20 protein-coding genes and 1 riboswitch are annotated in these 21657 nt (G+C 59.5%); of the genes, 11 read left to right on the forward strand and 9 right to left on the reverse strand.

What is annotated here, in order from left to right:
- Positions 1 to 4: 4 nt before the first annotated feature.
- Positions 5 to 117: riboswitch (TPP riboswitch) on the reverse strand.
- Between the two features lie 271 nt (positions 118 to 388).
- From aerA to OKC31_RS14160, 3 genes are all read right to left on the reverse strand, one after another.
- Positions 389 to 1852, reverse strand: coding sequence for an aerolysin AerA (gene aerA, locus OKC31_RS14150; RefSeq protein WP_247824162.1), 1464 nt, complete (start codon positions 1850 to 1852; stop codon positions 389 to 391).
- 260 nt (positions 1853 to 2112) lie between these two features.
- Positions 2113 to 2598: a hypothetical protein gene (locus OKC31_RS14155; RefSeq protein ID WP_247823846.1), complete on the reverse strand. Its 486-nt coding sequence runs from the start codon at positions 2596 to 2598 to the stop codon at positions 2113 to 2115.
- A gap of 86 nt (positions 2599 to 2684) precedes the next feature.
- Positions 2685 to 3107: a hypothetical protein gene (locus OKC31_RS14160; protein WP_005340092.1), complete on the reverse strand. Its 423-nt coding sequence runs from the start codon at positions 3105 to 3107 to the stop codon at positions 2685 to 2687.
- 88 nt (positions 3108 to 3195) lie between these two features.
- Between OKC31_RS14160 and OKC31_RS14165 the strand changes: the two genes are divergently transcribed.
- Positions 3196 to 3864: a response regulator transcription factor gene (locus OKC31_RS14165; protein WP_019446511.1), complete on the forward strand. Its 669-nt coding sequence runs from the start codon at positions 3196 to 3198 to the stop codon at positions 3862 to 3864.
- Positions 3861 to 5105 carry a sensor histidine kinase gene (locus OKC31_RS14170; RefSeq protein WP_247823845.1) on the forward strand — a complete coding sequence of 415 codons (1245 nt, stop codon included), beginning with the start codon at positions 3861 to 3863 and terminating at the stop codon, positions 5103 to 5105. The genes OKC31_RS14165 and OKC31_RS14170 overlap by 4 nt, the downstream gene beginning before the upstream one ends.
- 84 nt (positions 5106 to 5189) lie before the next feature.
- On the opposite strand, the gene rimK is transcribed toward OKC31_RS14170, so the two are convergent.
- Together rimK and metH are read right to left on the reverse strand one after the other, a co-directional pair.
- Positions 5190 to 6086 carry a 30S ribosomal protein S6--L-glutamate ligase gene (gene rimK / locus OKC31_RS14175; protein WP_270657089.1) on the reverse strand — a complete coding sequence of 299 codons (897 nt, stop codon included), beginning with the start codon at positions 6084 to 6086 and terminating at the stop codon, positions 5190 to 5192.
- 231 nt (positions 6087 to 6317) lie between these two features.
- The gene (gene metH, locus OKC31_RS14180; RefSeq protein WP_270657107.1) at positions 6318 to 10013 is read right to left on the reverse strand and encodes a methionine synthase; all 3696 of its coding nucleotides are present in this window, start codon (positions 10011 to 10013) and stop codon (positions 6318 to 6320) included.
- Between the two features lie 216 nt (positions 10014 to 10229).
- Here metH and OKC31_RS14185 point away from each other — a divergent pair, with 216 nt between their 5' ends.
- Both OKC31_RS14185 and OKC31_RS14190 read left to right on the forward strand, forming a co-directional pair.
- A complete protein-coding gene (locus OKC31_RS14185) occupies positions 10230 to 11507 on the forward strand; it encodes a cation:proton antiporter (protein ID WP_021231596.1) in 1278 nt (425 codons plus the stop codon).
- Between the two features lie 506 nt (positions 11508 to 12013).
- Entirely contained in the window at positions 12014 to 12190 is a 177-nt protein-coding gene (locus tag OKC31_RS14190) for a hypothetical protein (RefSeq protein WP_005340085.1), read from the forward strand.
- A gap of 153 nt (positions 12191 to 12343) precedes the next feature.
- On the opposite strand, the gene OKC31_RS14195 is transcribed toward OKC31_RS14190, so the two are convergent.
- Both OKC31_RS14195 and OKC31_RS14200 read right to left on the reverse strand, forming a co-directional pair.
- Positions 12344 to 12841 carry a GNAT family N-acetyltransferase gene (locus tag OKC31_RS14195; protein ID WP_201992872.1) on the reverse strand — a complete coding sequence of 166 codons (498 nt, stop codon included), beginning with the start codon at positions 12839 to 12841 and terminating at the stop codon, positions 12344 to 12346.
- Between the two features lie 128 nt (positions 12842 to 12969).
- Positions 12970 to 13791, reverse strand: coding sequence for an HDOD domain-containing protein (locus OKC31_RS14200; protein WP_005357745.1), 822 nt, complete (start codon positions 13789 to 13791; stop codon positions 12970 to 12972).
- Between the two features lie 169 nt (positions 13792 to 13960).
- On the opposite strand from OKC31_RS14200, the gene OKC31_RS14205 reads away from it, so the two are divergent.
- Entirely contained in the window at positions 13961 to 14227 is a 267-nt protein-coding gene (locus tag OKC31_RS14205) for a hypothetical protein (RefSeq protein ID WP_005348674.1), read from the forward strand.
- 72 nt (positions 14228 to 14299) lie between these two features.
- Here OKC31_RS14205 and aphA read toward each other — a convergent pair whose 3' ends face one another.
- Together aphA and OKC31_RS14215 are read right to left on the reverse strand one after the other, a co-directional pair.
- On the reverse strand, positions 14300 to 15019 hold the full coding sequence (gene aphA / locus OKC31_RS14210) for an acid phosphatase AphA (RefSeq protein WP_247823843.1): 720 nt from the start codon (positions 15017 to 15019) through the stop codon (positions 14300 to 14302).
- A 106-nt stretch (positions 15020 to 15125) separates the two neighbouring features.
- Positions 15126 to 15800 carry an ATP-binding protein gene (locus OKC31_RS14215; protein WP_113740387.1) on the reverse strand — a complete coding sequence of 225 codons (675 nt, stop codon included), beginning with the start codon at positions 15798 to 15800 and terminating at the stop codon, positions 15126 to 15128.
- A gap of 166 nt (positions 15801 to 15966) precedes the next feature.
- On the opposite strand from OKC31_RS14215, the gene OKC31_RS14220 reads away from it, so the two are divergent.
- From OKC31_RS14220 to murP, 6 genes are all read left to right on the forward strand, one after another.
- Positions 15967 to 17286 carry an MFS transporter gene (locus OKC31_RS14220; RefSeq protein WP_247823842.1) on the forward strand — a complete coding sequence of 440 codons (1320 nt, stop codon included), beginning with the start codon at positions 15967 to 15969 and terminating at the stop codon, positions 17284 to 17286.
- Between the two features lie 138 nt (positions 17287 to 17424).
- On the forward strand, positions 17425 to 18147 hold the full coding sequence (locus OKC31_RS14225) for a MarC family NAAT transporter (protein ID WP_247823841.1): 723 nt from the start codon (positions 17425 to 17427) through the stop codon (positions 18145 to 18147).
- A gap of 159 nt (positions 18148 to 18306) precedes the next feature.
- The gene (locus OKC31_RS14230) at positions 18307 to 18510 is read left to right on the forward strand and encodes a hypothetical protein (RefSeq protein WP_005342922.1); all 204 of its coding nucleotides are present in this window, start codon (positions 18307 to 18309) and stop codon (positions 18508 to 18510) included.
- A gap of 181 nt (positions 18511 to 18691) precedes the next feature.
- The gene (locus OKC31_RS14235) at positions 18692 to 18895 is read left to right on the forward strand and encodes a hypothetical protein (protein ID WP_139405137.1); all 204 of its coding nucleotides are present in this window, start codon (positions 18692 to 18694) and stop codon (positions 18893 to 18895) included.
- A 263-nt stretch (positions 18896 to 19158) separates the two neighbouring features.
- On the forward strand, positions 19159 to 20055 hold the full coding sequence (gene murQ / locus OKC31_RS14240; protein ID WP_247823840.1) for an N-acetylmuramic acid 6-phosphate etherase: 897 nt from the start codon (positions 19159 to 19161) through the stop codon (positions 20053 to 20055).
- 96 nt (positions 20056 to 20151) lie between these two features.
- Complete coding sequence (gene murP / locus OKC31_RS14245) at positions 20152 to 21606, forward strand: PTS N-acetylmuramic acid transporter subunit IIBC (RefSeq protein ID WP_247823839.1); 1455 nt, start codon at positions 20152 to 20154, stop codon at positions 21604 to 21606.
- Positions 21607 to 21657: the final 51 nt, after the last annotated feature.

The following is a 21657-nucleotide window of genomic DNA, read 5'->3' on the forward strand; positions in this document are numbered from 1 at the left end:
TAACCCGCAAGTTACCCTTGTTCCCTTCGCAGGTTTTAACCTGATCAGGTTCCACGGATCCCGAATTAACGGTCTCAGCTTCGCGTCGTTCGACGGTCAGCACTCCGACAAGATGGCGCCAGTATAAGGGGGAAAATTTAAAGCACAAGCCGTTAACAATCTGGCCAACACACCTCTTTCAACAAATGAGTGAACAATGCCTCGCTCACGGGGCCACCCCAAACAGAGGTCAAACCTGCGTTGGCATCCCCTTGGCAAGCCACAGATTCCCGCTGTGATCATGCAGGGACAAGAGGAGAAAAAGAGGGAAAATCGAGGGGCGCAGGGCAAATGCATCGTCTTGCGCAGAGCAGAAACAGGCCCCTATGAAAGGGGCCTGCGAGGGAGGTTATTGAACCGGAACTATGGTCAGGGATACATTGCCAAACCCTTCGTTGGCAAGGGCCTCGCTGTCCAGATCCACACCGGTAAGCGCCACTTCATCGGCAGAGGCACTGCGCAGCTGGGCAGCCTTCGCGGACCGAGTCTGGGGCTGACCAATCTCGATATCGCCGGCAAACTGGCTCTCGGCATAGAAGTCACCGGTCACCGCCGAACGGATCGGGCGCAGCACACGACCCAGGTTATTCTGCATGGTCGACAAACCATACTCGCTGATGGTCCAGTTCCAGTCCCACCACTTCACTTCACCCGGGATATAACGCTTGTCCCACTGATAGCGGATGCTGCTCGCCTTGTCGCGGAACGGGCCGACGGCAAAGGTGTGCTCCCAGGTGGGGCGATTCTCAGGATGGGTATACCAGGCATTGCCGCCCCAACGCAGGAAGCCCTTCATGGTCAGGTCATAATTGACCTCGGCCTTGAACTCGTAGGGGTAGGAGATGTTGGACTTGTAGAGGGCAACCCGCACCGGCAGGCTGGAGTGAGGCGGCACCGTGGGGCGTGCTTCAACCGAGACGGTCTCGGTCGTCGAACCCCCTTTCTGGGAGGCCCAGCTCTGGCTCGCTGCGATCTCGATAGCCAGTTCGGTTTCCCCCACCAGCGGCCACTGAAACTTGTTCTTGGTGGTCACCTTCTCGCTCAGGCTGTAGGTGTCGGTCTTCGACCAGTTGGTGGCCTTGTCGTACTTCAGGGTCACCACCACCTGCTGGGGCAGGTCGGTGTAGTTGGTCGCATTGGCCGTGATGGTCTTGACCAGCTGCTTGCCGCTCTCGGTGACCTGACCATGGCTGAAGGAGTCGGGTTCCAGGGTATATGAGAAGTTGCTTACCTTGATAGAGCTCTTCTCCCCGCAACGATATCCGGAGCAGCCGCCGTCATTATTTCCCTTTATCAGCCAGCCATCGCCAACCCGGGTAACATCCATATCCTCCCCGACATAGGGGCTATGATTTCCACCCACCCAGGCGTATCCCAAATAATGAGCGAGATAGCTGACTGGTTTGATAAAATAATCATTGTCGTGGACAAGACGCCATTGCACATCGACCTCATCACCCGCCGGAATATTCCAATCAGAGAGTGTTGGTATTTCTCCGGAAACCGGTGAATTGGGATAACACCAGGTTTCTCCGGCAGTGCCCTGTTTGATTTCGCCATTATATCCAGGCCCCATAATCACCCAGCGATCCGCCAGCCCGGTGATCTGCCACTGCCCCATGCGGCTGACCAGATTACCCTTGATACTCATGGCTTCATCGCGGGTCAGAGGACGGTAGCCACTGGCACAGACGCCCGTGCCAAGACCCGCCCACTGGACCTGATCAGGGTAGACAGGTTCAGCCGCCTGCACCTGAGCGAGCATCAATGAAGACGCCAAAAACGCCAGATTGGCGGTAATTATTCTATTCATCATTTATCCCTCTTTCAGACATACGATAATTGTTATTGTGTAGAAATATCCTTTTTCATTTGACAGGTATGGACTCCGACAAAACCTGACACAAATAAAATAAACCACCAAAAAACATCCATGACAAACAAAATAATGGTGATACAGGAAAATAATTAGAGCGATGACTTTATTGAGGAATAAATCATAAATATTGTGACAGTCATTATTTAATGGCTGCCACAATATGGTGAAACCATATTAAATAAGAAGATGCTGAATTAATCTTCCGGATTGATCACTTCAATTCCCTGCAATATTCCATCCGCCGAACGGATCAATATCAGCTCGCTCCCGGCATGCAGATCGGCGGCCGAACCGTTGACCCAGCGCACCTGTGGATTGAGTGGCACTGTGCCCAGGGTTGCCAGCGTGAGCTGCCGGTCATCGAAGGATTGCAGGCGATCTTGCGCCCGCTGCCATGGCTGATTGGCCAGCGGAGCTCTTGCGGCCAGCAGCTCAATGCGGGTGGCAACGCCATCGGCCACCAGCAGGGCGAGCAGGTCGCCGGGTTTGAGTGGCTGTGGCCAAATCTCCCCCTGCCGCCAGACGGCGGCACTGCCCTGCTCCACCTCGGCCCCCTGAAATTGCAGGCGGATGCCGTCGCTGTGCTCCAGCTCCACCAGCCACAATTCGTCGGCTCCCGCCTGCACCGCCCAGAGCGGTACACCCAGCATCCATGCACACCACTTTCTCGATTGTTCCATCTTCGTTCGTCCCTGAACAAAAAGCCCATGCTGGACAAGCATGGGCTTCATTCGGGAGCATTTCTAATCGGAACGCAGAGATCGGATCAGTCATCCTCACGGCAGCGGCTCAGGCGCATGCCGTCAAACTTGCACTCCAGCTCAAGCCAGCGCCCTTCAAACGGCGCCAGACTGTTATCCGAAGTGGTGTAGCCCCAGATCCGCCCCCCTTCGACCGGCCCCTCCAGATCCATCTCGTCCTTGTCATCTTCGTCGAGGGCTTCGACCTTGCGTACATAGCGCACGCCGTTCTCCACCACCCCCTTCATCTCGACCCAGGTGCCGCCGAGATCATCCTCGTTGAGCCAATCCTTGAAGCGGGTCTGGTCGTCGATCACGAACGGCATGCCGTTGACCATCAACTGACCAAGCTGCCAGGTAGTGCGGCCGGTCAGTTTGAATTCGGTCGCCTGTGCGGTGCCAAGTGGCAACAAGATCAACAGCAGGAGGGCGCAGAGAGACTTCTTCATCAGGGATCCTCGGGGTTACACTGGCAAACAGGATGCCGAATCCGGTGTGAAAAGAGCGTGAAACGCTCACCAACCAGGAGAGCAAAGCATGAAGATTTTGGTAGTGGAAGACAATCCTCAGGTGGCGGAAACCATCATGGATTATCTGGAGCTGGCCGGTCACCGCCTCGATTGTGCCTATCACGGTCAGGCGGCGCTGCAACTGCTGGAGGAGCAGCGTTTCGACGTCATCATCATGGATGTGATGATGCCGCGCCTCGATGGCCTCAGCACGGTGGCGCGCCTGCGCGAGCAGGGGATTGCCACTCCCGTGCTGTTTCTCACCGCCCGCGACAGCCTGGAGGACAAGCTGGCAGGCTTCAAGGCGGGAGGAGATGACTATCTGGTCAAGCCCTTCGCCATGGAGGAGCTGGAGGTACGGCTGCAAGCTCTGAGCCTGCGCGGCCCGCGCGGCGATGTGGGGGCCATCAGCTTTGGCGATCTGACGGTCGATGTCGCCAGCGGCCGCGCCACCCGTGCCGGTGAGCCCCTCAAGCTCGGCAAGATCCCGTTCCAAATCCTCGCTCTGCTGGCCCGCCGCGCCCCCGCCATCGTCAGCCGCCAGGAGGTACTCGACACCGTCTGGGGGGATGAGGAGCCCGACTCCGATGCCCTGCGCAGCCATATCTACGCCCTGCGCAACGCGCTCGACAAGCCCTTCCCCACTCCCATGCTGGAAACCCTGCACGGTCAGGGCTACCGACTGGTGAGCGCATGAGCCTGCCGAGCCTGCGCCGCCGCCTGATCATGGCGCTCGGCGGCGCCGGGGTGGTGCTGCTGATCCTGCTCTCCGGCCTGATGCTGGTGGCCGAAGACAAGATGGAAGAGCTGAGCCTGCGCCACTGGCTGGAAGCCGAAGTGACCCGCTACAGCGATGACTGGCTGCGACTCGGCCCGGCGGCGGCCGCGCCGAGCCCCAGACAGTTCTCCAGCTACTGGACCGAGGCGGGCCGCCTGCCTAAGTGGTTGAAGCCCTACCAGACTCCCGGCTTTTTCGAGCACCAGCTGGGCAAGGAGGACAAACACTTTCTGGTGGCCCGTCACCCCTCCGGCGAGGGACTGCTCTATCTGGTGTTCAACGACGACGCTGACGACTACCTCGACCCCTACGAAGACAAGCTGCATCTGGCGACCCGGCTGATCGGGCTGGCGCTGCTGCTGGGCTGCCTCGGCTTCGGCATCTGGCTGGTGCGCCATATCACAGGACCGCTGCAACGGCTGCAACAGAGGGTCGCCCACCTCACCCCGGATCAGGCGGATTTCGAGCCCGATGCCCCCTGGCAGGAGCTGCGAGATATCGAGCTGGCGCTGCTGGCCGGCAAACAGGAGGTGGCCGCGGTATTTGCCCGCGAGCAGGAGTTCAGCCGCTTCGCCAGCCACGAGCTGCGCACCCCCAACATGGTGATCCAGGGCTCGGCGGCCCTGCTCGGCAAGGTGACGGATCTGCCCGCACCGGCCGCCCGCGCCACCACCCGTATCCGCGCCGCCGCCGACGAGATGGCGCTGCTCACCGAGACCTTCCTGCTGCTGGGCCGCAAGGAGGCGGTGGAGCGCCCGCTGCAGCAGGTCACCCCGCTGATCCGTCAGGAGCTGGCCCGCCTCGCTCCGCTGTTGCAGCGGGAGGCCCTCGATATCCGGCTTAATCTGGACGAGAGCAGCGAAGTAAACGCCCCCCTCTCCCTGCTCGCCATCGCCCTCGGCAACCTGCTGAAAAATGCCCTGAGCTATGCCGAGGGACATATCGACATCGAGCTGTGTGGCCCGGTGCTCACCATCAGCAACCCGACGGCAGCGGCGCCGGATCAGATCCTCGGCTACGGCTGTGGCCTCACCATCATCCAGCGTATCTGCGAGAAGCTGGGCTGGCAGATCGACACCCGGCTCGAGGATGGCGTATTTAGCGCAAGGCTGGCGATGATCGCCGCCGAACAGTTCCCTCTCCCTTTGGGAGAGGGCTAGGGTGAGGGAACTTCGGCACCAGCCAGATAGCAACAAGGCGCCCGAGGGCGCCCTGTTTTTATCTGACGGATGCAAGCCCGCGGCTCACTCCGCCGGTTTGTTCTTGCGGCTCGCCTTGAGTTCGAGAAACTCGATGATCTTGCCGGCCACATCCTTGCCGGAGGCGGCTTCCACCCCTTGCAGGCCGGGGGAGGAGTTGACCTCCAGCACCAGCGGGCCACGGGCGCTGCGCAGGATATCCACCCCCGCCACATCCAGCCCCATGATCTTGGCGGCCTGTACGGCGGTTGCGCGCTCTTCCGGAGTGATCCTGATCGCCTCGGCGGTGCCGCCACGATGCAGGTTGGAGCGAAACTCGCCGGGCTGGGCCTGACGGCGCATCGCCGCCACCACCTTGCCGTTGACCACCAGACAGCGGATGTCGGCGCCGTTGGCCTCGCGGATATACTCCTGCACCAGAATGTTGTTGTTGGTCTGGATGAAAGCCTCGATCACGCTCTCGGCGGCCTTCTGAGTCTCGCAGAGCACCACGCCTATCCCCTGGGTTCCCTCCAGCAGCTTCACCACCAGCGGCGCCCCGCCCACCATGGTGATGAGGTCGGGTACGTCGTGGGTGCTGTGGGCATAGCCGGTGATGGGCAGGCCGATGCCGTGGCGGGAGAGCAGCTGCATCGCCCGCAGCTTGTCGCGGGAACGGCTGATGGCCACCGAGCTGTTGAGGGCCATGGTGTTCATCATCTCGAACTGGCGCAGCACGGCGGTGCCGTAGGCGGTAATGCTGGCCCCGATCCGGGGGATCACGGCGTCATAGCTTCCCAGCTCCCCACCCTCGTAGTGAATGGAGGGGTTGTGGGAAGCGATGTTCATATAGCAGCGCAGGGTGTCGAGCACCTCTACCTGATGACCGCGCGCCTGTGCCACCTCGACCAGACGGCGGGTGGAGTAGTTTTTCGGCTCACGGGATAAAATGGCGATCTTCATGACAATTCCGCTAGAAGGCTGTGCCTGGGCAGGATGGGGCGGGAGAGTATAAGGTGCCACAGCGCCAAGACAACGCCAATTGTTTATCCTGACAACAAGACAAACCACACCAAACCGCACGCTACCACATCACTGTGGCCAACAGGTTAAACGGCGGCTCTGTGCAGGTTGTTCAACCCGAGCAAGGATGCCGCCGTTTCTCGTTAAAGATCAACCGATGTCACGCGGAAATCAGTTCAAGTTTGGCCCCAACCAGCGCTCGGCCTCGGCCAGCGTCATCCCCTTGCGAACGGCGTAATCTTCCACCTGATCTTGCTGGATCTGCGCCACCGCGAAGTATTTGCTCTCGGGATGGGAGAAGTACCAGCCCGACACCGCCGCCCCCGGCCACATGGCGTAGGATTCGGTGAGCTGCATGCCGATGGCCTGCTCCACCTGCAGCAGCTCCCAGATGCTCCCCTTCTCGGTGTGCTCCGGGCAGGCCGGATAACCGGGGGCCGGGCGGATGCCCTGATAGTTTTCGCGGATCAGCTCCTCGTTGCTGAGGGCCTCGTCGGGAGCATAACCCCAATGAACCTTGCGCACCTGCTCGTGCAGATACTCGGCAAAGGCTTCGGCCAGACGGTCGCACACCGCCTGAATAAGGATGGCGTTGTAGTCATCGTGCTGCGCCTTGTAGGCCTTGGCGATGGCCTCCTCACCGATACCGCCGGTCACCGCGAAGGCGCCGATCCAGTCGGGCTTGCCGCTCTCTTTCGGCGCCACATAGTCCGCCAGACAGTAGTTGGGGAAGCCCTGCTTCTCGCTCTGCTGGCGCAGGTGATGCAGCACCTTGATGACCTCGGTGCGCGACTCGTCGCTGTAGACCTCGATGCTGTCCCCTACCGCGTTGGCTGGGAACAGGCCGATCACCCCGGCGCAGCGCACACTCTGATCCTTTTCCAGTTGATCCAGCATGGCGTTGGCGTCGGCAAACAGCTTGGTCGCCTCCTCGCCAATGATCTCGTCCTCGAGGATGCGCGGATACTTGCCCGCCAGCTCCCAGCTGAGGAAGAACGGCGTCCAGTCGATGTAGGGGCGCAGCACCGAAATGGCCACATCTTCGAACTTCTGCACCCCGAGCTCGCGGGGCTTGGGGGGCTGGTAGCCAACCCAATCCAGCTGGTGTCGGTTGGCGCGAGCATGGGCCAGACTGACCGGGCGGGAGCGCGGCTGCTTGCGGGCATGCTGATCCCGGGCGATCTCGTACTCCTTGTCGATACGGGCGACAAATGCCTCCTTCAGATCCGGGCTGAGCAGGCTCTGGGCCACCCCCACCGCGCGGGAGGCATTGGAGACATAGACCACAGGCTCCGAGTAGTTCTGCTCGATCTTCACCGCAGTGTGGGCCTTGGAGGTGGTGGCACCGCCGATCAGCAGCGGCAGCTTGAAGCCCTGACGCTCCATCTCCTTGGCCACGTGCACCATCTCGTCCAGCGACGGGGTGATGAGACCCGACAACCCGATGATATCAGCGCCGACCTCCCGCGCAGTCTTGAGAATGGTCTCGCAGGAGACCATGACCCCGAGGTCGACAATCTCGAAGTTGTTGCACTGCAGCACCACCCCGACGATGTTCTTGCCGATGTCGTGCACGTCCCCCTTCACGGTGGCCAGCACGATTTTGCCGTTGCTGGAGCCGCCCGACTTTTCCGCCTCGATATAGGGCTGCAGATAGGCCACTGCCCGCTTCATCACCCGCGCCGATTTCACCACCTGCGGCAGGAACATCTTGCCCGCTCCGAACAGGTCGCCCACCACGTTCATGCCATCCATCAGCGGCCCTTCGATGACGTGCAGCGGCTTCTCGGCACCAGCGCGTGCCTCTTCGGTATCCTCTTCGATAAAGTCGGTGATCCCCTTGACCAGCGCGTGCTCCAGCCGCTTGCCCACCGGCCAGCTGCGCCACTCCTGATCCCGCGGATCCTCAGCCTGGGCACCGGCACCGCGATACTTCTCAGCGATGGCCAGCAGCTCTTCGGTAGCGTTGTCATTTAGGTTGAGCACCACCGCCTCGACCTTCTCTTTCAGCTCCGCCGGAATGTCTTCATAGATGGCGAGCTGGCCGGCGTTGACGATCCCCATGTCCATACCGTTCCTGATGGCGTGGTAGAGGAAGACGGCGTGAATGGCTTCGCGCACCGGCTCGTTGCCGCGAAACGAAAACGAGACGTTGGAGACGCCGCCGGAGATCATGGCGTGGGGCAGGTGCGTTTTGATGTCCTTCACCGCCTCGATGAAGTCCACCGCGTAGTTGTTGTGCTCATCAATGCCGGTCGCTACCGCGAAGATATTGGGGTCGAAGATGATGTCTTCCGGCGGGAAACCGACCTGATCCACCAGGATCCGGTAGGCACGCTGGCAGATCTCGAACTTGCGGGCGCGGGTGTCGGCCTGACCCACCTCATCGAACGCCATCACGATGACGGCTGCGCCGTAACGGCGCAGCAGTTTCGCCTGCTGGATAAACTTCTCCTCCCCCTCCTTCATGGAGATGGAGTTGACCACCGGCTTGCCCTGCACGCACTTGAGGCCCGCTTCCAGCACCTCCCACTTGGAGGAGTCGATCATCACCGGCACCCGGGCGATATCCGGCTCACCGGCGATGAGGTTCAGGAAGCGCACCATGGCCGCTTCGGCGTCCAGCATCCCTTCGTCCATGTTGATGTCGATGATCTGGGCGCCGTTCTCTACCTGCTGCTTGGCAACATCGAGCGCCTCGTCGTAGAGCCCCTCCTTGATCAGCCGCTTGAACTTGGCCGAACCGGTGACGTTGGTGCGCTCCCCCACGTTCACGAACATGGACTCGGGGGTGATGCTCAGGGGCTCGAGGCCCGACAGGCGGCAGGCCACCGGCAGCTCGGGCAGCACACGCGGCTTGATGCCCGCCACAGCGTCCGCCATGGCGCGGATATGGGTCGGGGTGGTACCGCAACAGCCACCGACCAGGTTGAGAAAGCCGCTTTGGGCCCACTCGCGGATATGCTCCGCCATCTCACCCGCATCGAGGTCGTACTCGCCGAACGCATTGGGCAGACCGGCGTTGGGGTGGGCACTGACATGGGTCTCGCTGATGCGCGACAGCTCCTCCACATACTGGCGAAGCTCATCGGGTCCCAACGCACAGTTGAGGCCGAACGACACCGGTTTTACGTGGCGCAGGGAGTGGTAGAAGGCTTCGGTGGTCTGGCCGGAGAGGGTACGACCGGAGGCATCGGTAATGGTGCCGGAGATCATCACCGGCAGGCTGTAGCCCAGCGCCTCGAACACCCCTTCCACCGCGAAGGCGGCGGCCTTGGCGTTGAGGGTATCGAAGATGGTCTCGATCAGTATGATGTCGGCGCCGCCCTCGATCAGGGCGTGGGTCGATTCGGTGTAAGCGGCCACCAGCTGGTCATAGGTGACGTTGCGCTTGCCGGGATCGTTCACATCCGGCGAGATGGAGGCAGTGCGGTTGGTGGGACCCAGAACCCCTGCCACAAAGCGCGGCTTGGCGGGATCTTTTGCCGTCCACTCGTCTGCCACGGCGCGGGCCAGACGGGCGGCTTCACGGTTGATCTCGGCCGAGAACTCTTCCATCTCGTAATCGGCCATGGCGATGCGAGTGGCGTTGAAGGTGTTGGTCTCGAGAATGTCGGCCCCGGCAGCGCAATACTGCTCGTGGATCTCGCGGATCACCGCCGGACGGGTCAGCACCAGCAGATCGTTGTTGCCCTTGATGTCGGTATGCCAGTTGGCAAACCGCTCACCCCGATAATCCGCCTCACCGAGTTTGTAGCCCTGGATCATGGTGCCCATGGCCCCGTCGATGATCAGGATCCGCTCCCTGAGGCAGGCTTCCAGCTTCTTTGTTACGTCCGACTGCTTGCTCGGCTCTCTGCTCGACATTACGTTCGACACCGCGTGTTCCTCTTACATCCATGCAACTGCGTAAACAGCATCCTAACAGCAAACAAATAAAATGGAAATCTAGCCGTCTATCAGTCCAAATGCGCCACCATATACTCATTTATGGGTAATGAGTAACATAGGGCCCGAGAGTAACCTATGCCCGTCCTGCATAGGGATACGTGCTTGCTGTCTACCAACGAGAAAAAAATAACTATGAGCGTCTACTACACACTCTGTTTTCTGGCAGCGTTGGCGATTTTTATCGCCTTTGCCAACCAGTATGTTGTGAAGATCCAGACCACCATCGCCATTACTGCGGGCTCCATGCTGATCTCCGCACTGCTGGTGCTGTTTGGCAAACTGGGCTGGTTCAACCTGGAACCTCTTGCCGTCAAGACCATGGAGAGCATCGACTTCCAGAACTTCCTGCTGAAGGGGATTCTGGGCTTCCTGCTGTTCGCCGGTGGCCTTGGCATCAACCTCAAGGCGCTGCGTAGCCAGAAGTGGGAGATCACCATTCTGGCCATCATTGCCACCCTGCTCTCCACCTTCCTCATCGGCTACGGCTTCTGGTTTATCGCCAAGCTGCTGGGCTGGGAGTTGCCGCTGGTCTACTGCATGCTGTTCGGCGCGCTGATCTCCCCCACTGACCCGATTGCCGTACTGGCCATCGTCAAGAAGATGAAAGCGCCACCCCAGATCGCCATCCAGATCGAAGGGGAATCCCTGTTCAACGACGGTGTTGGCCTCGTCATCTTCGCCACCGTGTTTGCCGTCGCCTTTGGCGGGGTCGAGCCCACCTTCGGTAGCGTGGCAGGTCTGTTCCTGCACGAAGCCCTCGGCGGCATCCTGTTCGGCGCCGTGCTGGGCCTCATCGCCCACGTGATGATCAGCGCCACCGACGACGGTTCATTGGAGCTGCTGCTGACCCTCTGCATCCCGACCGCCGGTTTTGCCTTTGCCAACATGATCGGCGTCTCCGGCGCACTGGCCATGGTGGTCACCGGCATCATGATCGGCAACTGGACCCGTCACTCCGGCTTCTCCGAGCAGAGCAGCCATCACCTGGATCACTTCTGGGAGTTGATGGACCAGTTCCTCAACGCCCTGCTGTTCCTGCTGATCGGTCTGGCGCTGGTACTGCTGGATCTCGCCTGGCGTGACTGGATCCTGCTGGTCATTGCGGTGCCGCTCTGCCTGGGCGCCCGCTTTATCAGCGTGTCGCTGCCCTATGTGGCTTTCCGCCGATTCCGCAATTACAACACCTTCTCGGTGCGGATCCTCACCTGGGGTGGCCTGCGCGGTGGTCTGGCCATGGCGATGGCACTGGCACTCCCCTCCGGCGTCATGATGATCCCGGAACATGGCGTCGACCTGCGTCAGGTCATCCTGGTGATGACCTACTCGGTGGTGATGTTCTCCATCGTGGTGCAAGGCATGACCATCACCCCGATGATCACGGCTGCCAAAAAGGCCTGTGGCGACTACTGAGTCGGCCCACTGTGCTGATTGCAGAATGAGAGAGGGCTCCCGTCGGGAGCCCTCTTGTTATGGCGGATAGTTGCGAATATTTGCTGCTGATAGCACCTTGATTACACAGAGGAAAAAGCGTACGGACTTCAACATCGGCAAATTATTGTTTGCTTTTTATTCATTTCGAGGAGAGAATGCGCGTCGGCTAGTTAATCAGCCTGTTTATGTTTGCCCTGCAATGCTTCACCTCACGATGAATCCTGCCAGTACCCGCATAACCTTCTTCTGATTTACTCGCCTTGAGAACCGTCAGGCTGTCTGCCTGCGTTGCCCGGCTCTCACGGTGCAGACCCGATCTGCCCACCCTATTTGATTTATGCATCAGCATATTCCTTGAAAGTGCAGACGCCCCTTAACCGGGCTGGGTATTCCTGCGCGCTTGTCGTTCACCCAATCGACCGCGCCCATTGACCTGACATTTGCCAATACAAGGAGCAAACACTTAATTTATATAGAGAAATACCATGATGAAAGCAGTACAAACACACAAGCCCCTGCGTCGCAGCAAACCCATCAACCTGCCTGTGCAAGAGCACGACAATGATGCGTTTCTGATCCAGTTCAGCACCCGCTTCAGCGGCGGTTTCGCCATCTCCTGTGATGGTATCGCTGGCGAGTTCTCCATCGAAGACCTCAACTGATCCTGCCTGCCCTCCGGCAGCGCCCGATGCAGACAGGCCGCAACTCACGGCGGCCTCTTTGCTTCTCTCACGCCTTTAGCCAGATCCAGCCTCTTGCTTGTCACTCAGCCTGACAGCTACCTCGCCATTTGCTTTTCAGCTCTCTGACCTTGATCACTGCTCCAGCAGCAGGCACTCATCAGCATCTTCGCTCAACTTGAGCAGTCGACTGCGCACCAGCCCCAGCTTGGCCAACAGGCCGATGGATCGCTCGTTGCCCGGGGTGACGATGGCAACTACCTGCCCGATCCCCAACCGGCTTTTGCCATCGGCAAGGGCGGCCTGCGCCGCTTCAATGGCGTAGCCCTGACCGCGATATTGCGGCAGGAAGGCATAACCGATATCGACCTGCTCCAGGGTATCTCGCTTGATCAAACCGCAGATACCGAGGCTGACACCGTCCTCTTTGCGCTCCACCAGATAGAGTCCGTGACCATAGCGGGCATAACTGACCGCCGGCCCCTGCTGGATATACTCCTGCGCCTGCTCCAAGGTGCGAATGCCCCGATCGCCGATGTAACGATAAAAGTCGCCGTCATTGAGCAGCTCAAGGATGAAGGGGGCGTCGGTGACGATCATTTCGCGCAGGATCAGACGGGAGGAGGCAATCATGGCAAGGGCTCTCAAACAAAAAGTGAAGGGCAAAGAGTGCCCCGTCACTCCCGGGCTGGCAAGCCTGTGGCACCATCGGCCATGAAAAAGGGGCCGCGTTGGCCCCTGATGAGATGGGATAAACGGGCTCAGGCAGCCAGCAACCCAGCGTAGCCATTACCCTGCTCGCGCAGCGCAGTGAACTGGGCGGCGCAATCGGCCCAGCTCAACCCCAGCGCATCTGCCACCTTGTGGGGCCACTCGGGTGGCGCCTCTTCCCCCACATCGGATTGCGCAGCCAGCACGATCGCCAGATGGATCAACCCGGCCTCGGCGGAGAACTCCTTGGCCAGCATGGGGTTGTAGTGATACTCCACCGCATTGCTGATGGTCTCGGGGAACTTCCAGTAGCGTGCCATGGCCGCCCCGACCTGGGCATAGTTGAAGCCGACCACCAGCTCTTCCGCCTTGGCCCGTCCCTTGTGCAGCTCCAGATCGTGAATGTGGTGGACGGTGTTTTCCGGCAGGCCTACGTGCATCACCAAGCGGCCAAGATCGTAGAGCAGGGCGCAGGTAAAGACCTCATCCCCCTTCATCCCCTTCTTCACCGCCAGACGACGGGCCAGCTCGGCCACGTTGAAGACGCAACCCCAGAAATGTTTGAGGTCAATGCCGGGCACCGCAGTGACCGATTCGGTGAGCCCGCAGGCCAGCACCATGTTGCGCACCATCGCCAATCCAAGCCGCACCGCGGCTTCATTGACGGTGCCGATCTGACGACTGCTGCCGAATTTGGCCGAGTTGGCCAGGCGCAGCAACTTGGCGGAGATGACAGGGTCCTTGTTGATCAACTTGCTGATCTTGAGCAGATCCGGATCCTTTTCATTGAAGGTCTGGATCAAATCGCGCATCACTTCCGGGATCTGGGGCAGTAGCTTGGGCTCGGCCAGCAGGGAATCTATCGTGGGCATAGGCGTGTCCATCCATGTTATCTGTGTTCCAACCTGTTTGCCTTGGCAAACTCCTCCTAATTATGGGTAACAAATGGCCTCCCCATCAGATTGTTTATTCGCTGGTCATTCAAGGTGTTAGTCACATTCAGGCTATACTGGCCGCCACATTCACTGTTGCGGATATCCCATGAACGACACTCAGGAATTTTTTGACGAAGACGCGCTGCTGGAGATGGTGGAGAACCAGCTCAACGACGGTCACCCGCCCCATGTGAAGGCGACTCTGATGCGGCTGGTGATGAAGGGCACCCCGAGGGAAGAGGCACTGCAATATATTGCCTGCGCCCTCGGAGCCGAGCTGATGGCGATGGAGGCCGATCAGGGCCCCTTCAATCTGACCCGTTACGGCGAGTTCCTCGACAGCCTGCCCGAGATGCCGTGGGCAGACGACTGACCCGAGCTGGATAACGGATGCAAAAAGGGCGGGTGCCAATGGCCCCGCCCTTTTGCATGGATCCACTCCGGATCAGAACTGGGAGTTGATGATCACCTCTTCCCCCAGCGCCCCTGCCAACGGCAGTGGCCGATAGCTGGAGTTGGCGGCCCGCAGCAGACGAATGCCGCGAATGCCGACCTCCTGCGCTGCCTTGATATCCCCATCGGCGTCGCCGTAGAACAGCTTCATCTGCTTATCCTTGAGCCACTGCACCTTGGTGTTCTGGCCCGGCTGATCACCGGCGAAGATCACCGGATTGAGCTGGTCGGCCGGAATATTCATGGTCTGCTGCAAGGTCTGGCTCACGGTTTCGGTCTTGGTGGCCGAGCGGCCGGTGACGAAATAGATGTGGTCACCGCGTTTGAGGTGCATGGCGATGAGCGCCTTGCCCACCTCTTTCGGCATGCTGAACGCATCCCAGCCATTGTTCATCTTCTCCCAGAAGGCAGGGTTCTTCAGATAGCTCTCGTCGTTGGGCGAGAACTCCTGCTTGCCGCGATAAAAACCCGGACTGGAGAAGAGCAGGGTATCGTCGATGTCGAAGCCGACCGCCATCGGGGGCAATCCATCAAGACTCTTGGCAATCTGCTCCACCGACACCCAGTGGATCGGCGCCTGCTGGGCCAAGGTGACGGTGGTGATACCGGCAGGGATCGGCTGAACGGTAGCGGCTTGACCCGCCACAGCAGGCAGAGAGAGGGCAGCAGCCAGCAAGGAGGCAAGCAGCGCCGGACGAGAGATGTGTTTCATAAGGCAGTTTGTCATCTTCAATCAAAAGAGGGGGCCAATAGTGCCCCCTTCCCGCCCTTCAAATCTGTGAATGCTCCTGCAAAAGGGAGCATTTGACGCCCTATAATTAATCCTTGATTGGCAGCAGATCGGTAAAGACAAAGCCGTCGCGCACCACTGTCTCGCCGACCCGAATGCCGAGCGGACGGGAGAACATGGGGCCATCATAGGCCAGGGTGTGAAACTCGCCGTTCTCGCCGCATGGGTCAACGCCCTCCGGCAGCGCCGCCAGCAGTGCCTCGTCAAAATTGTGCCCCCCCAGGCTGGCATCCAGCTTGTTCGGGTCGAGAGCACTGATCCGCGCCTTCAACCCAGCGGCCACCATCTGCGGTGCCAGTTCACGGGTATTGCTGCCCCACAGCGGGAACAGTGGTTCGATGCCGGTGCCTGCCAGCTGCTTTTCACGGTAGGCGCGCACATCCTCAAGAAACAAGTCGCCAAAGGCCATATGGCGGATCCCCTGTGCCACCACATCGGCGATAAAGCCGGTCATGATGCGGGCGTAATCCTCGTTGCTGCAGGGCCAGGGCAGATCGATGGTGATGAGGGGCAGCCCGACGCAGGCGGCCTGCTCGGTCAACAGCTGCTTGCGCACCCCGTGCATCGCCACCCGCTCGAATGCCTGATTGAGGGTGGTAAACAGCCCCACCACCTCGATGGCGGGATCTTGCCGCAACTGATGCAGTGCCCATGCGCAATCCTTGCCGCTGCTCCAGGAGAGCAGTACCCGTTTCTTTTCCATCATTCCTCCGCCAGCGGGGCACTCGGATTGCCCCAAAAAGATGCAAGACAGTGTTGCGAATTGCGCGATTTACACACAAGAGGCAGGCAGCATACTCTCGATCACCTGTATATGCCCCTTGTCCGGGGTGACAATAACTAAAAAAACCGATGGGAAACATACGGATATGACCACAAGCACACAACAGCACGATCACGCCCGCCCCCTCAATCGACAGGATTACAAAACCCTGAGCCTGGCTGCCCTCGGCGGCGCGCTGGAGTTTTACGACTTCATCATCTTCGTCTTCTTCGCCGTGGTCATCGGCGAGCTGTTCTTCCCGGCAGATATTCCCGAGTGGCTGCGCCAGTTCCAGACCTTCGGCATCTTCGCAGCCGGTTATCTGGCCCGCCCGCTTGGCGGCATCATCATGGCACACTTTGGCGATCTCATCGGTCGCAAGCGGATGTTCACCCTCAGCATCATCATGATGGCGCTGCCGACCCTGTTGATCGGTCTGCTGCCCACCTATGCGGTGCTCGGTATCGGCGCCCCCATCGCCCTGCTGGGACTGCGGATCCTGCAAGGCGCCGCCATCGGCGGTGAAGTGCCGGGCGCTTGGGTGTTTGTCGCCGAGCACGTCCCTGCCCGTCGAGTCGGGGTCGCCTGCGGCACGCTCACGGCGGGATTGACGGCCGGCATCCTGCTTGGCTCCCTCATCGCCACTGCGGTCAACAAGAGCCTGACACCAGCCGAAGTGAGCGAGTGGGGCTGGCGAGTGCCCTTCCTGCTGGGCGGTATCTTCGGCATCGTCGCCATGTACCTGCGTCGCTGGTTGCACGAGACCCCGGTCTTCGCCGAGATGAAAGCCAACAAGACCCTGGCCGATGAGCTCCCCCTAAAGTCGGTACTGCGCAACCACAAGAGCAGCGTGGTGGTCTCCATGCTGCTCACCTGGCTGCTCTCCGCCGGTATCGTGGTGGTGATCCTGATGACCCCCACCTATCTGCAGAAGGTCTATGGCATCAGCCCGGCTGACGCCCTGACCGCCAACTCGCTGGCGATCGTTGCCCTGACCCTCGGCTGCATCGTCTATGGTCGACTGATCGACCTGCTGGGCAGCGGTCTCACCTTCATGCTCGGCTCCCTGCTGCTGGCGGGCTCCAGCTACGCCTTCTATCACGGTCTGGCGGCCGGTACGAGCCAGCTGGTACCGCTCTACATGCTGGCAGGCTTTGCGGTCGGGATTGTCGGCGCCGTGCCTTACGTGATGGTCAATGCCTTCCCGCCGGTGGTGCGCTTCTCCGGTCTGTCGTTCTCCTACAACGTGGCCTACGCCATCTTCGGCGGCCTCACCCCGATGGCGGTGACCCTCTGGATGAAGAGCGACATGCTGGCCCCCTCCCACTATGTGGTGAGCCTGTCGGTGCTGGGTTTCGCCATCGGTCTCTGGCTCTGGTTCCAGCAACGGGCCATCCGGCAGCAGCAAGCGCCGCAAGCGGCCTGACTCGAACAACAAGCCCCGGTATCTGCCGGGGCTTTTTTGTACTGCTTATATTCAGTTTCGCCAGCATAAGATAGCCTCCCTCTGGGGCCTGCCACCCGCATCGCCCCATGACTTCAAACTCTTTATCCGAGGCTCAAGATGTTCTTTCAGGTCGTATTACTCACCTTGCTGGCGCTGCTGCCCATGGTCAACCCGCCCACCACGGCCACCCTGCTGCTGGGGCTGAGCAAGGGGATGTCGCGCGAACACGTGCGCCGTCAGGTCAATTTGGCCGCCATCTATCTGTTCTGCACCCTCTGCATCACCTTCTTTATCGGATCCTCGATCCTGGATCTGTTCGGGATCTCCATTCCGGGCTTGCGCCTGGCCGGTGGCCTCATCATCGGCTTTATCGGCTTTCGCATGCTGTTCCCCGCCCCCAGCCAGCAGAGCGGGGTCGATATAAACCAGAGCATTGCCTTCGTACCGCTCACCATGCCCAGCATGTGCGGGCCGGGCACCATGGCGCTGGTAATAAGCGGAGCAGCACAGATTGCCGAGCTGCCTGACGAGTACAACCGCATCACCATCTACGCCGGTGTGGTAACGGCGTTTGCCCTGATGAGCCTGATCAGCTGGGGAGTATTGAAGCTGGCGGATCCGGTCTGCAAGATCCTCGGTGCCACCGGCATCGACGCCATGACCCGCATCATGGGCTTCCTGCTGGTCTGCATGGGTATGCAGTTTTGCATCAACGGCATCAAGGAAGTGGCACAGGATCCGGTCTTCCACGGCGGCCAGAGCGTGCAAACCGCACCGGCGCTACCAAAGGCTTCCGGCACGTTTGATCAGTTGCCGCAGAAGCCCACCGGCTCTGATTGAAAACGGTATCAAAAAGTCCCTGACGATCTGCACTGATCTTGTCCCTGATCATGTTATTGACACACAAATGAGTTAGTTTGTTTTTCATACGGACTGTATTCAGATGGACGCTGATAGGTTTGTTGATGAATACCCACTCAACTTCAGGAGAGTATGCAGATGGACAAGATGCTGACCGAAATAGGGAGCCATAGCCTGTTTCACGAGTACCTGAACGTGGTTGGGATTGCGAGCCCATCCCTCGCCAAGATTGAGCAACACTGGGAATATAAAAAGCGGGAGCAGCTGGTCGCCAAAATCCAGATCGACAAACAGGGCAATGCCCGTTACTTCATCGATGCTCGCGCAATATCCATCAACTGATACCGAATAACCAGCCAGCCCCGCTCCACCGAACGGGGCTTTTTGTTGTCTGCGATCCCGCACTCGCTGACCCGCATTATCTCTGCTGTCGCCAGAAGCTCTGTTTGTTTTTTGTACAGCACTCATTCAGCTCGACATGGCTATCTTGTATCTGCCCCCCTTGTTCCAGAAGAGTGCCCATATGACCAAGATGCTGACCGAAATCGGCAGTCATAGCCTGTTTCACGAGTACCTGAACGTGGTTGGGATTGCGAGCCCATCCCTCGCCAAGATCGAGCAACGCTGGGAATATAAAGATCAAGAGCAGCTGGTTGCCAAAATCCAGATCGACAAACAGGGTAACGCTCGCTATTTCATCGACGCCCGCGCCATATCCGTCAACTGATACCGAATAACCCGCCAGCCCCGGTCCAACGACCGGGGCTTTTTGTTGTCTGCCTATCAGGCAAGATAGCCAATGCCGCTGTCACCCCCCTCCTCTCTCCATGCTTCTCTGTAGGAATTTTACCACGATAAAAACAACAAAAGATGGAATAATTAATTATGCGACATTGATCTCACAATCAAAATCAAAAATCGATCATGATGGCCAACATCAAAAAAGATGATTTACGCCGGGAATGGCGACGACCTGAAGTAGAGGAAACGATGACCATTGACCTATCAAGCATGATTACTGAAACCCGCAATCCAGCCAGCATCGAGATCGATCAGCTCCCGACACTGGATATGCTGCGGATCATCAATCAAGAAGATCAACACGTTGCAGTCGCTGTAAGCCAACTGCTACCCGAGATCGCCAAGGCTGTAGATGCGATCGCTGCTGCGTTTGGCAAAGGTGGCCGCCTGATTTACATCGGGGCAGGCACCTCCGGACGTCTCGGCATTCTGGACGCCAGCGAATGTCCCCCCACCTACGGGGTCTCTGCAGAACTGGTCATCGGTCTGATTGCGGGGGGCCACAAGGCCATCTTGCAGGCAGTGGAGAATGCCGAAGACGATGCAGAACTCGGTGCCAACGATCTTAAAAATATCCACTTCAGTGCCCACGACGTGCTGGTGGGTATCGCAGCCAGCGGGCGAACCCCCTATGTGCTGGGTGCCATGCAATATGCCAGGAGCCTGGGTGCCACAGTGTGCAGCATCAGCTGCAACCCGGGCAGCCCGCTCGCCAAAGCGGCCGACATCAGCATGGTCGCCGTGGTCGGCCCCGAGATTGTGACCGGCTCCTCCCGCATGAAAGCGGGCACAGCCCAGAAGCTGATCCTCAATATGCTCTCGACCGGTGCCATGATCCGTACCGGCAAGGTCTACGGCAATCTGATGGTGGATGTGGAGGCGACCAACGCCAAACTGGTGGAGCGCCAGAAGCGCATCGTCATGGAAGCAACCGAATGTGACCGTGGCACGGCCGAGCAGGCTCTCGCCGCCGCAGATAACCACTGCAAGACCGCCATCGTAATGATCCTGGCAAATATCTCCGCCAGCGAAGCACGAGAGCGGCTGAAAAGCAGCGGCGGCTTTATCAGCAAATGCACAGATTAATCGGCCGACCGCACATTGGCCGCGCCAGCAATGGCGACAGGATAACAACATAAGCGGGGGCATCCGCCCCCTCACATCAGACTGACCGGGTTCTTTATGGCAAAAATAACTGATTCCATGATTGGCCAGATCATCCAGGCCATCGGCGGCCGGGATAACATCACCAACTGTGGCCACTGCATGACCCGCTTGCGGCTGAGCCTGGCGGACAGCCTGCATGCCGATCGCGATACCATCAAACGGATCGCCGGGGTGATGGGGGTGATTGAAAGTGACAACCAGTTCCAGATAGTGCTTGGCCCCGGCAAGGCCCAGACTGCCTGCGAGATGATGAATGGCATGCTGAATGCAGACGCGGGAACACTGACAGCACCCCGCCCGCAATCAGCGGATCTTGGCGACATCGCCGCCGCCAACAAGCAGGCGCTGAAGCAGAAGCAGAGCAGTACGGCACACCGCTTCCTGGCCAAGTTTGCCACCATTTTCACTCCGCTGATCCCCGGTTTTATCGCTGCGGGTCTGCTGCTCGGCTGCGCCACACTGATCGAGCAAACCCTGCTGCTGGAAGGGCAGCAGACAGGAGGCATGCTGGCCGAATTTGTCGGCTACATGAAGCTCTTCAGCAAGGGACTGTTCAGCTTCCTCAGCATACTGATCGGCTACAACGCCCAGAAGGCGTTTGGCGGGTCCGGGGTCAATGGCGCCATCATCGCCTCTCTGTTTGTCATGGGTTATGACCCTCAGGCCAGCAGCGGCATCTACTCCGGTATCACCGACTTCTTCGGCCATCAGATCGATCCCCGCGGCAACATCATAGGCGTGCTGATCGCATGCATCATAGGCGCCTCGGTTGAGCGCCAGGTTCGCCGTTTCATGCCGGACAGTCTGGATATGATCCTCACTTCCTGCATCACCCTGCTGATCATGGGAGCCGTCACCTTTATCCTGATCATGCCCCTCGGCGTGCAGCTCTATAACGGCATGTCCTGGCTCTTCATCAACCTCAATGGCAACCCGTTCGGTACCGCTATTCTGGCTGGCCTGTTCCTCATCTCGGTGATGTTCGGTATCCATCAGGGGTTCGTTCCCGTCTACTTTGCGCTGATGGATGCCCAGGGCTTCAACTCCCTGTTTCCTATCCTGGCGCTGGCCGGTGCCGGACAGGTAGGGGCTGCGCTGGCGCTCTACAGCCGGGCAGGCAAGGATTCCCTACTGCGCACTCAGGTGAAGGGCACCATCATTCCGGGCATTCTGGGGGTCGGTGAGCCGCTCATCTACGGCGTCACCCTGCCGCGGGTCAAACCCTTTATCACGGCCTGCTGCGGTGGTTCGCTGGGGGGCTTCGTGGTTGGCCTGATCTCCTGGCTGGGTCTGCCGGTCGGCCTCAACACCGTCTTTGGACCATCCGGTATCGTCGCCCTGCCGCTGATGACCTCCGCCCAGGGGATCTTCCCCGGCATGATGGTCTATGCGGTCGGCCTCGCCGTCGCCTACCTCGGCGGCTACCTCTTCACCCTGATGTTCGGCTGCAAGAACGTCGATCTGAGTTAATCCCTCCTCCGGATTTCTAGCCAAGGTCTGGCCCCGAGCAATCGGGGTCAT

This window comes from Aeromonas sp. Y293-4, assembly GCF_027705905.1.
Classification (GTDB): domain Bacteria; phylum Pseudomonadota; class Gammaproteobacteria; order Enterobacterales; family Aeromonadaceae; genus Aeromonas; species Aeromonas veronii.

Excerpts from the sequence above, each read along its gene's own strand:
- aerA (WP_247824162.1), bottom strand. The coding sequence starts at position 1,852 with ATGAATAGAATAATTACCGCCAATCTGGCGTTTTTGGCGTCTTCATTG.
- OKC31_RS14155 (WP_247823846.1), bottom strand. The coding sequence starts at position 2,598 with ATGGAACAATCGAGAAAGTGGTGTGCATGGATGCTGGGTGTACCGCTC.
- OKC31_RS14160 (WP_005340092.1), bottom strand. The coding sequence starts at position 3,107 with ATGAAGAAGTCTCTCTGCGCCCTCCTGCTGTTGATCTTGTTGCCACTT.
- OKC31_RS14165 (WP_019446511.1), top strand. The coding sequence starts at position 3,196 with ATGAAGATTTTGGTAGTGGAAGACAATCCTCAGGTGGCGGAAACCATC.
- OKC31_RS14170 (WP_247823845.1), top strand. The coding sequence starts at position 3,861 with ATGAGCCTGCCGAGCCTGCGCCGCCGCCTGATCATGGCGCTCGGCGGC.
- rimK (WP_270657089.1), bottom strand. The coding sequence starts at position 6,086 with ATGAAGATCGCCATTTTATCCCGTGAGCCGAAAAACTACTCCACCCGC.
- metH (WP_270657107.1), bottom strand. The coding sequence starts at position 10,013 with ATGTCGAGCAGAGAGCCGAGCAAGCAGTCGGACGTAACAAAGAAGCTG.
- OKC31_RS14185 (WP_021231596.1), top strand. The coding sequence starts at position 10,230 with ATGAGCGTCTACTACACACTCTGTTTTCTGGCAGCGTTGGCGATTTTT.
- OKC31_RS14190 (WP_005340085.1), top strand. The coding sequence starts at position 12,014 with ATGATGAAAGCAGTACAAACACACAAGCCCCTGCGTCGCAGCAAACCC.
- OKC31_RS14195 (WP_201992872.1), bottom strand. The coding sequence starts at position 12,841 with ATGATTGCCTCCTCCCGTCTGATCCTGCGCGAAATGATCGTCACCGAC.
- OKC31_RS14200 (WP_005357745.1), bottom strand. The coding sequence starts at position 13,791 with ATGCCCACGATAGATTCCCTGCTGGCCGAGCCCAAGCTACTGCCCCAG.
- OKC31_RS14205 (WP_005348674.1), top strand. The coding sequence starts at position 13,961 with ATGAACGACACTCAGGAATTTTTTGACGAAGACGCGCTGCTGGAGATG.
- aphA (WP_247823843.1), bottom strand. The coding sequence starts at position 15,019 with ATGAAACACATCTCTCGTCCGGCGCTGCTTGCCTCCTTGCTGGCTGCT.
- OKC31_RS14215 (WP_113740387.1), bottom strand. The coding sequence starts at position 15,800 with ATGGAAAAGAAACGGGTACTGCTCTCCTGGAGCAGCGGCAAGGATTGC.
- OKC31_RS14220 (WP_247823842.1), top strand. The coding sequence starts at position 15,967 with ATGACCACAAGCACACAACAGCACGATCACGCCCGCCCCCTCAATCGA.
- OKC31_RS14225 (WP_247823841.1), top strand. The coding sequence starts at position 17,425 with ATGTTCTTTCAGGTCGTATTACTCACCTTGCTGGCGCTGCTGCCCATG.
- OKC31_RS14230 (WP_005342922.1), top strand. The coding sequence starts at position 18,307 with ATGGACAAGATGCTGACCGAAATAGGGAGCCATAGCCTGTTTCACGAG.
- OKC31_RS14235 (WP_139405137.1), top strand. The coding sequence starts at position 18,692 with ATGACCAAGATGCTGACCGAAATCGGCAGTCATAGCCTGTTTCACGAG.
- murQ (WP_247823840.1), top strand. The coding sequence starts at position 19,159 with ATGACCATTGACCTATCAAGCATGATTACTGAAACCCGCAATCCAGCC.
- murP (WP_247823839.1), top strand. The coding sequence starts at position 20,152 with ATGGCAAAAATAACTGATTCCATGATTGGCCAGATCATCCAGGCCATC.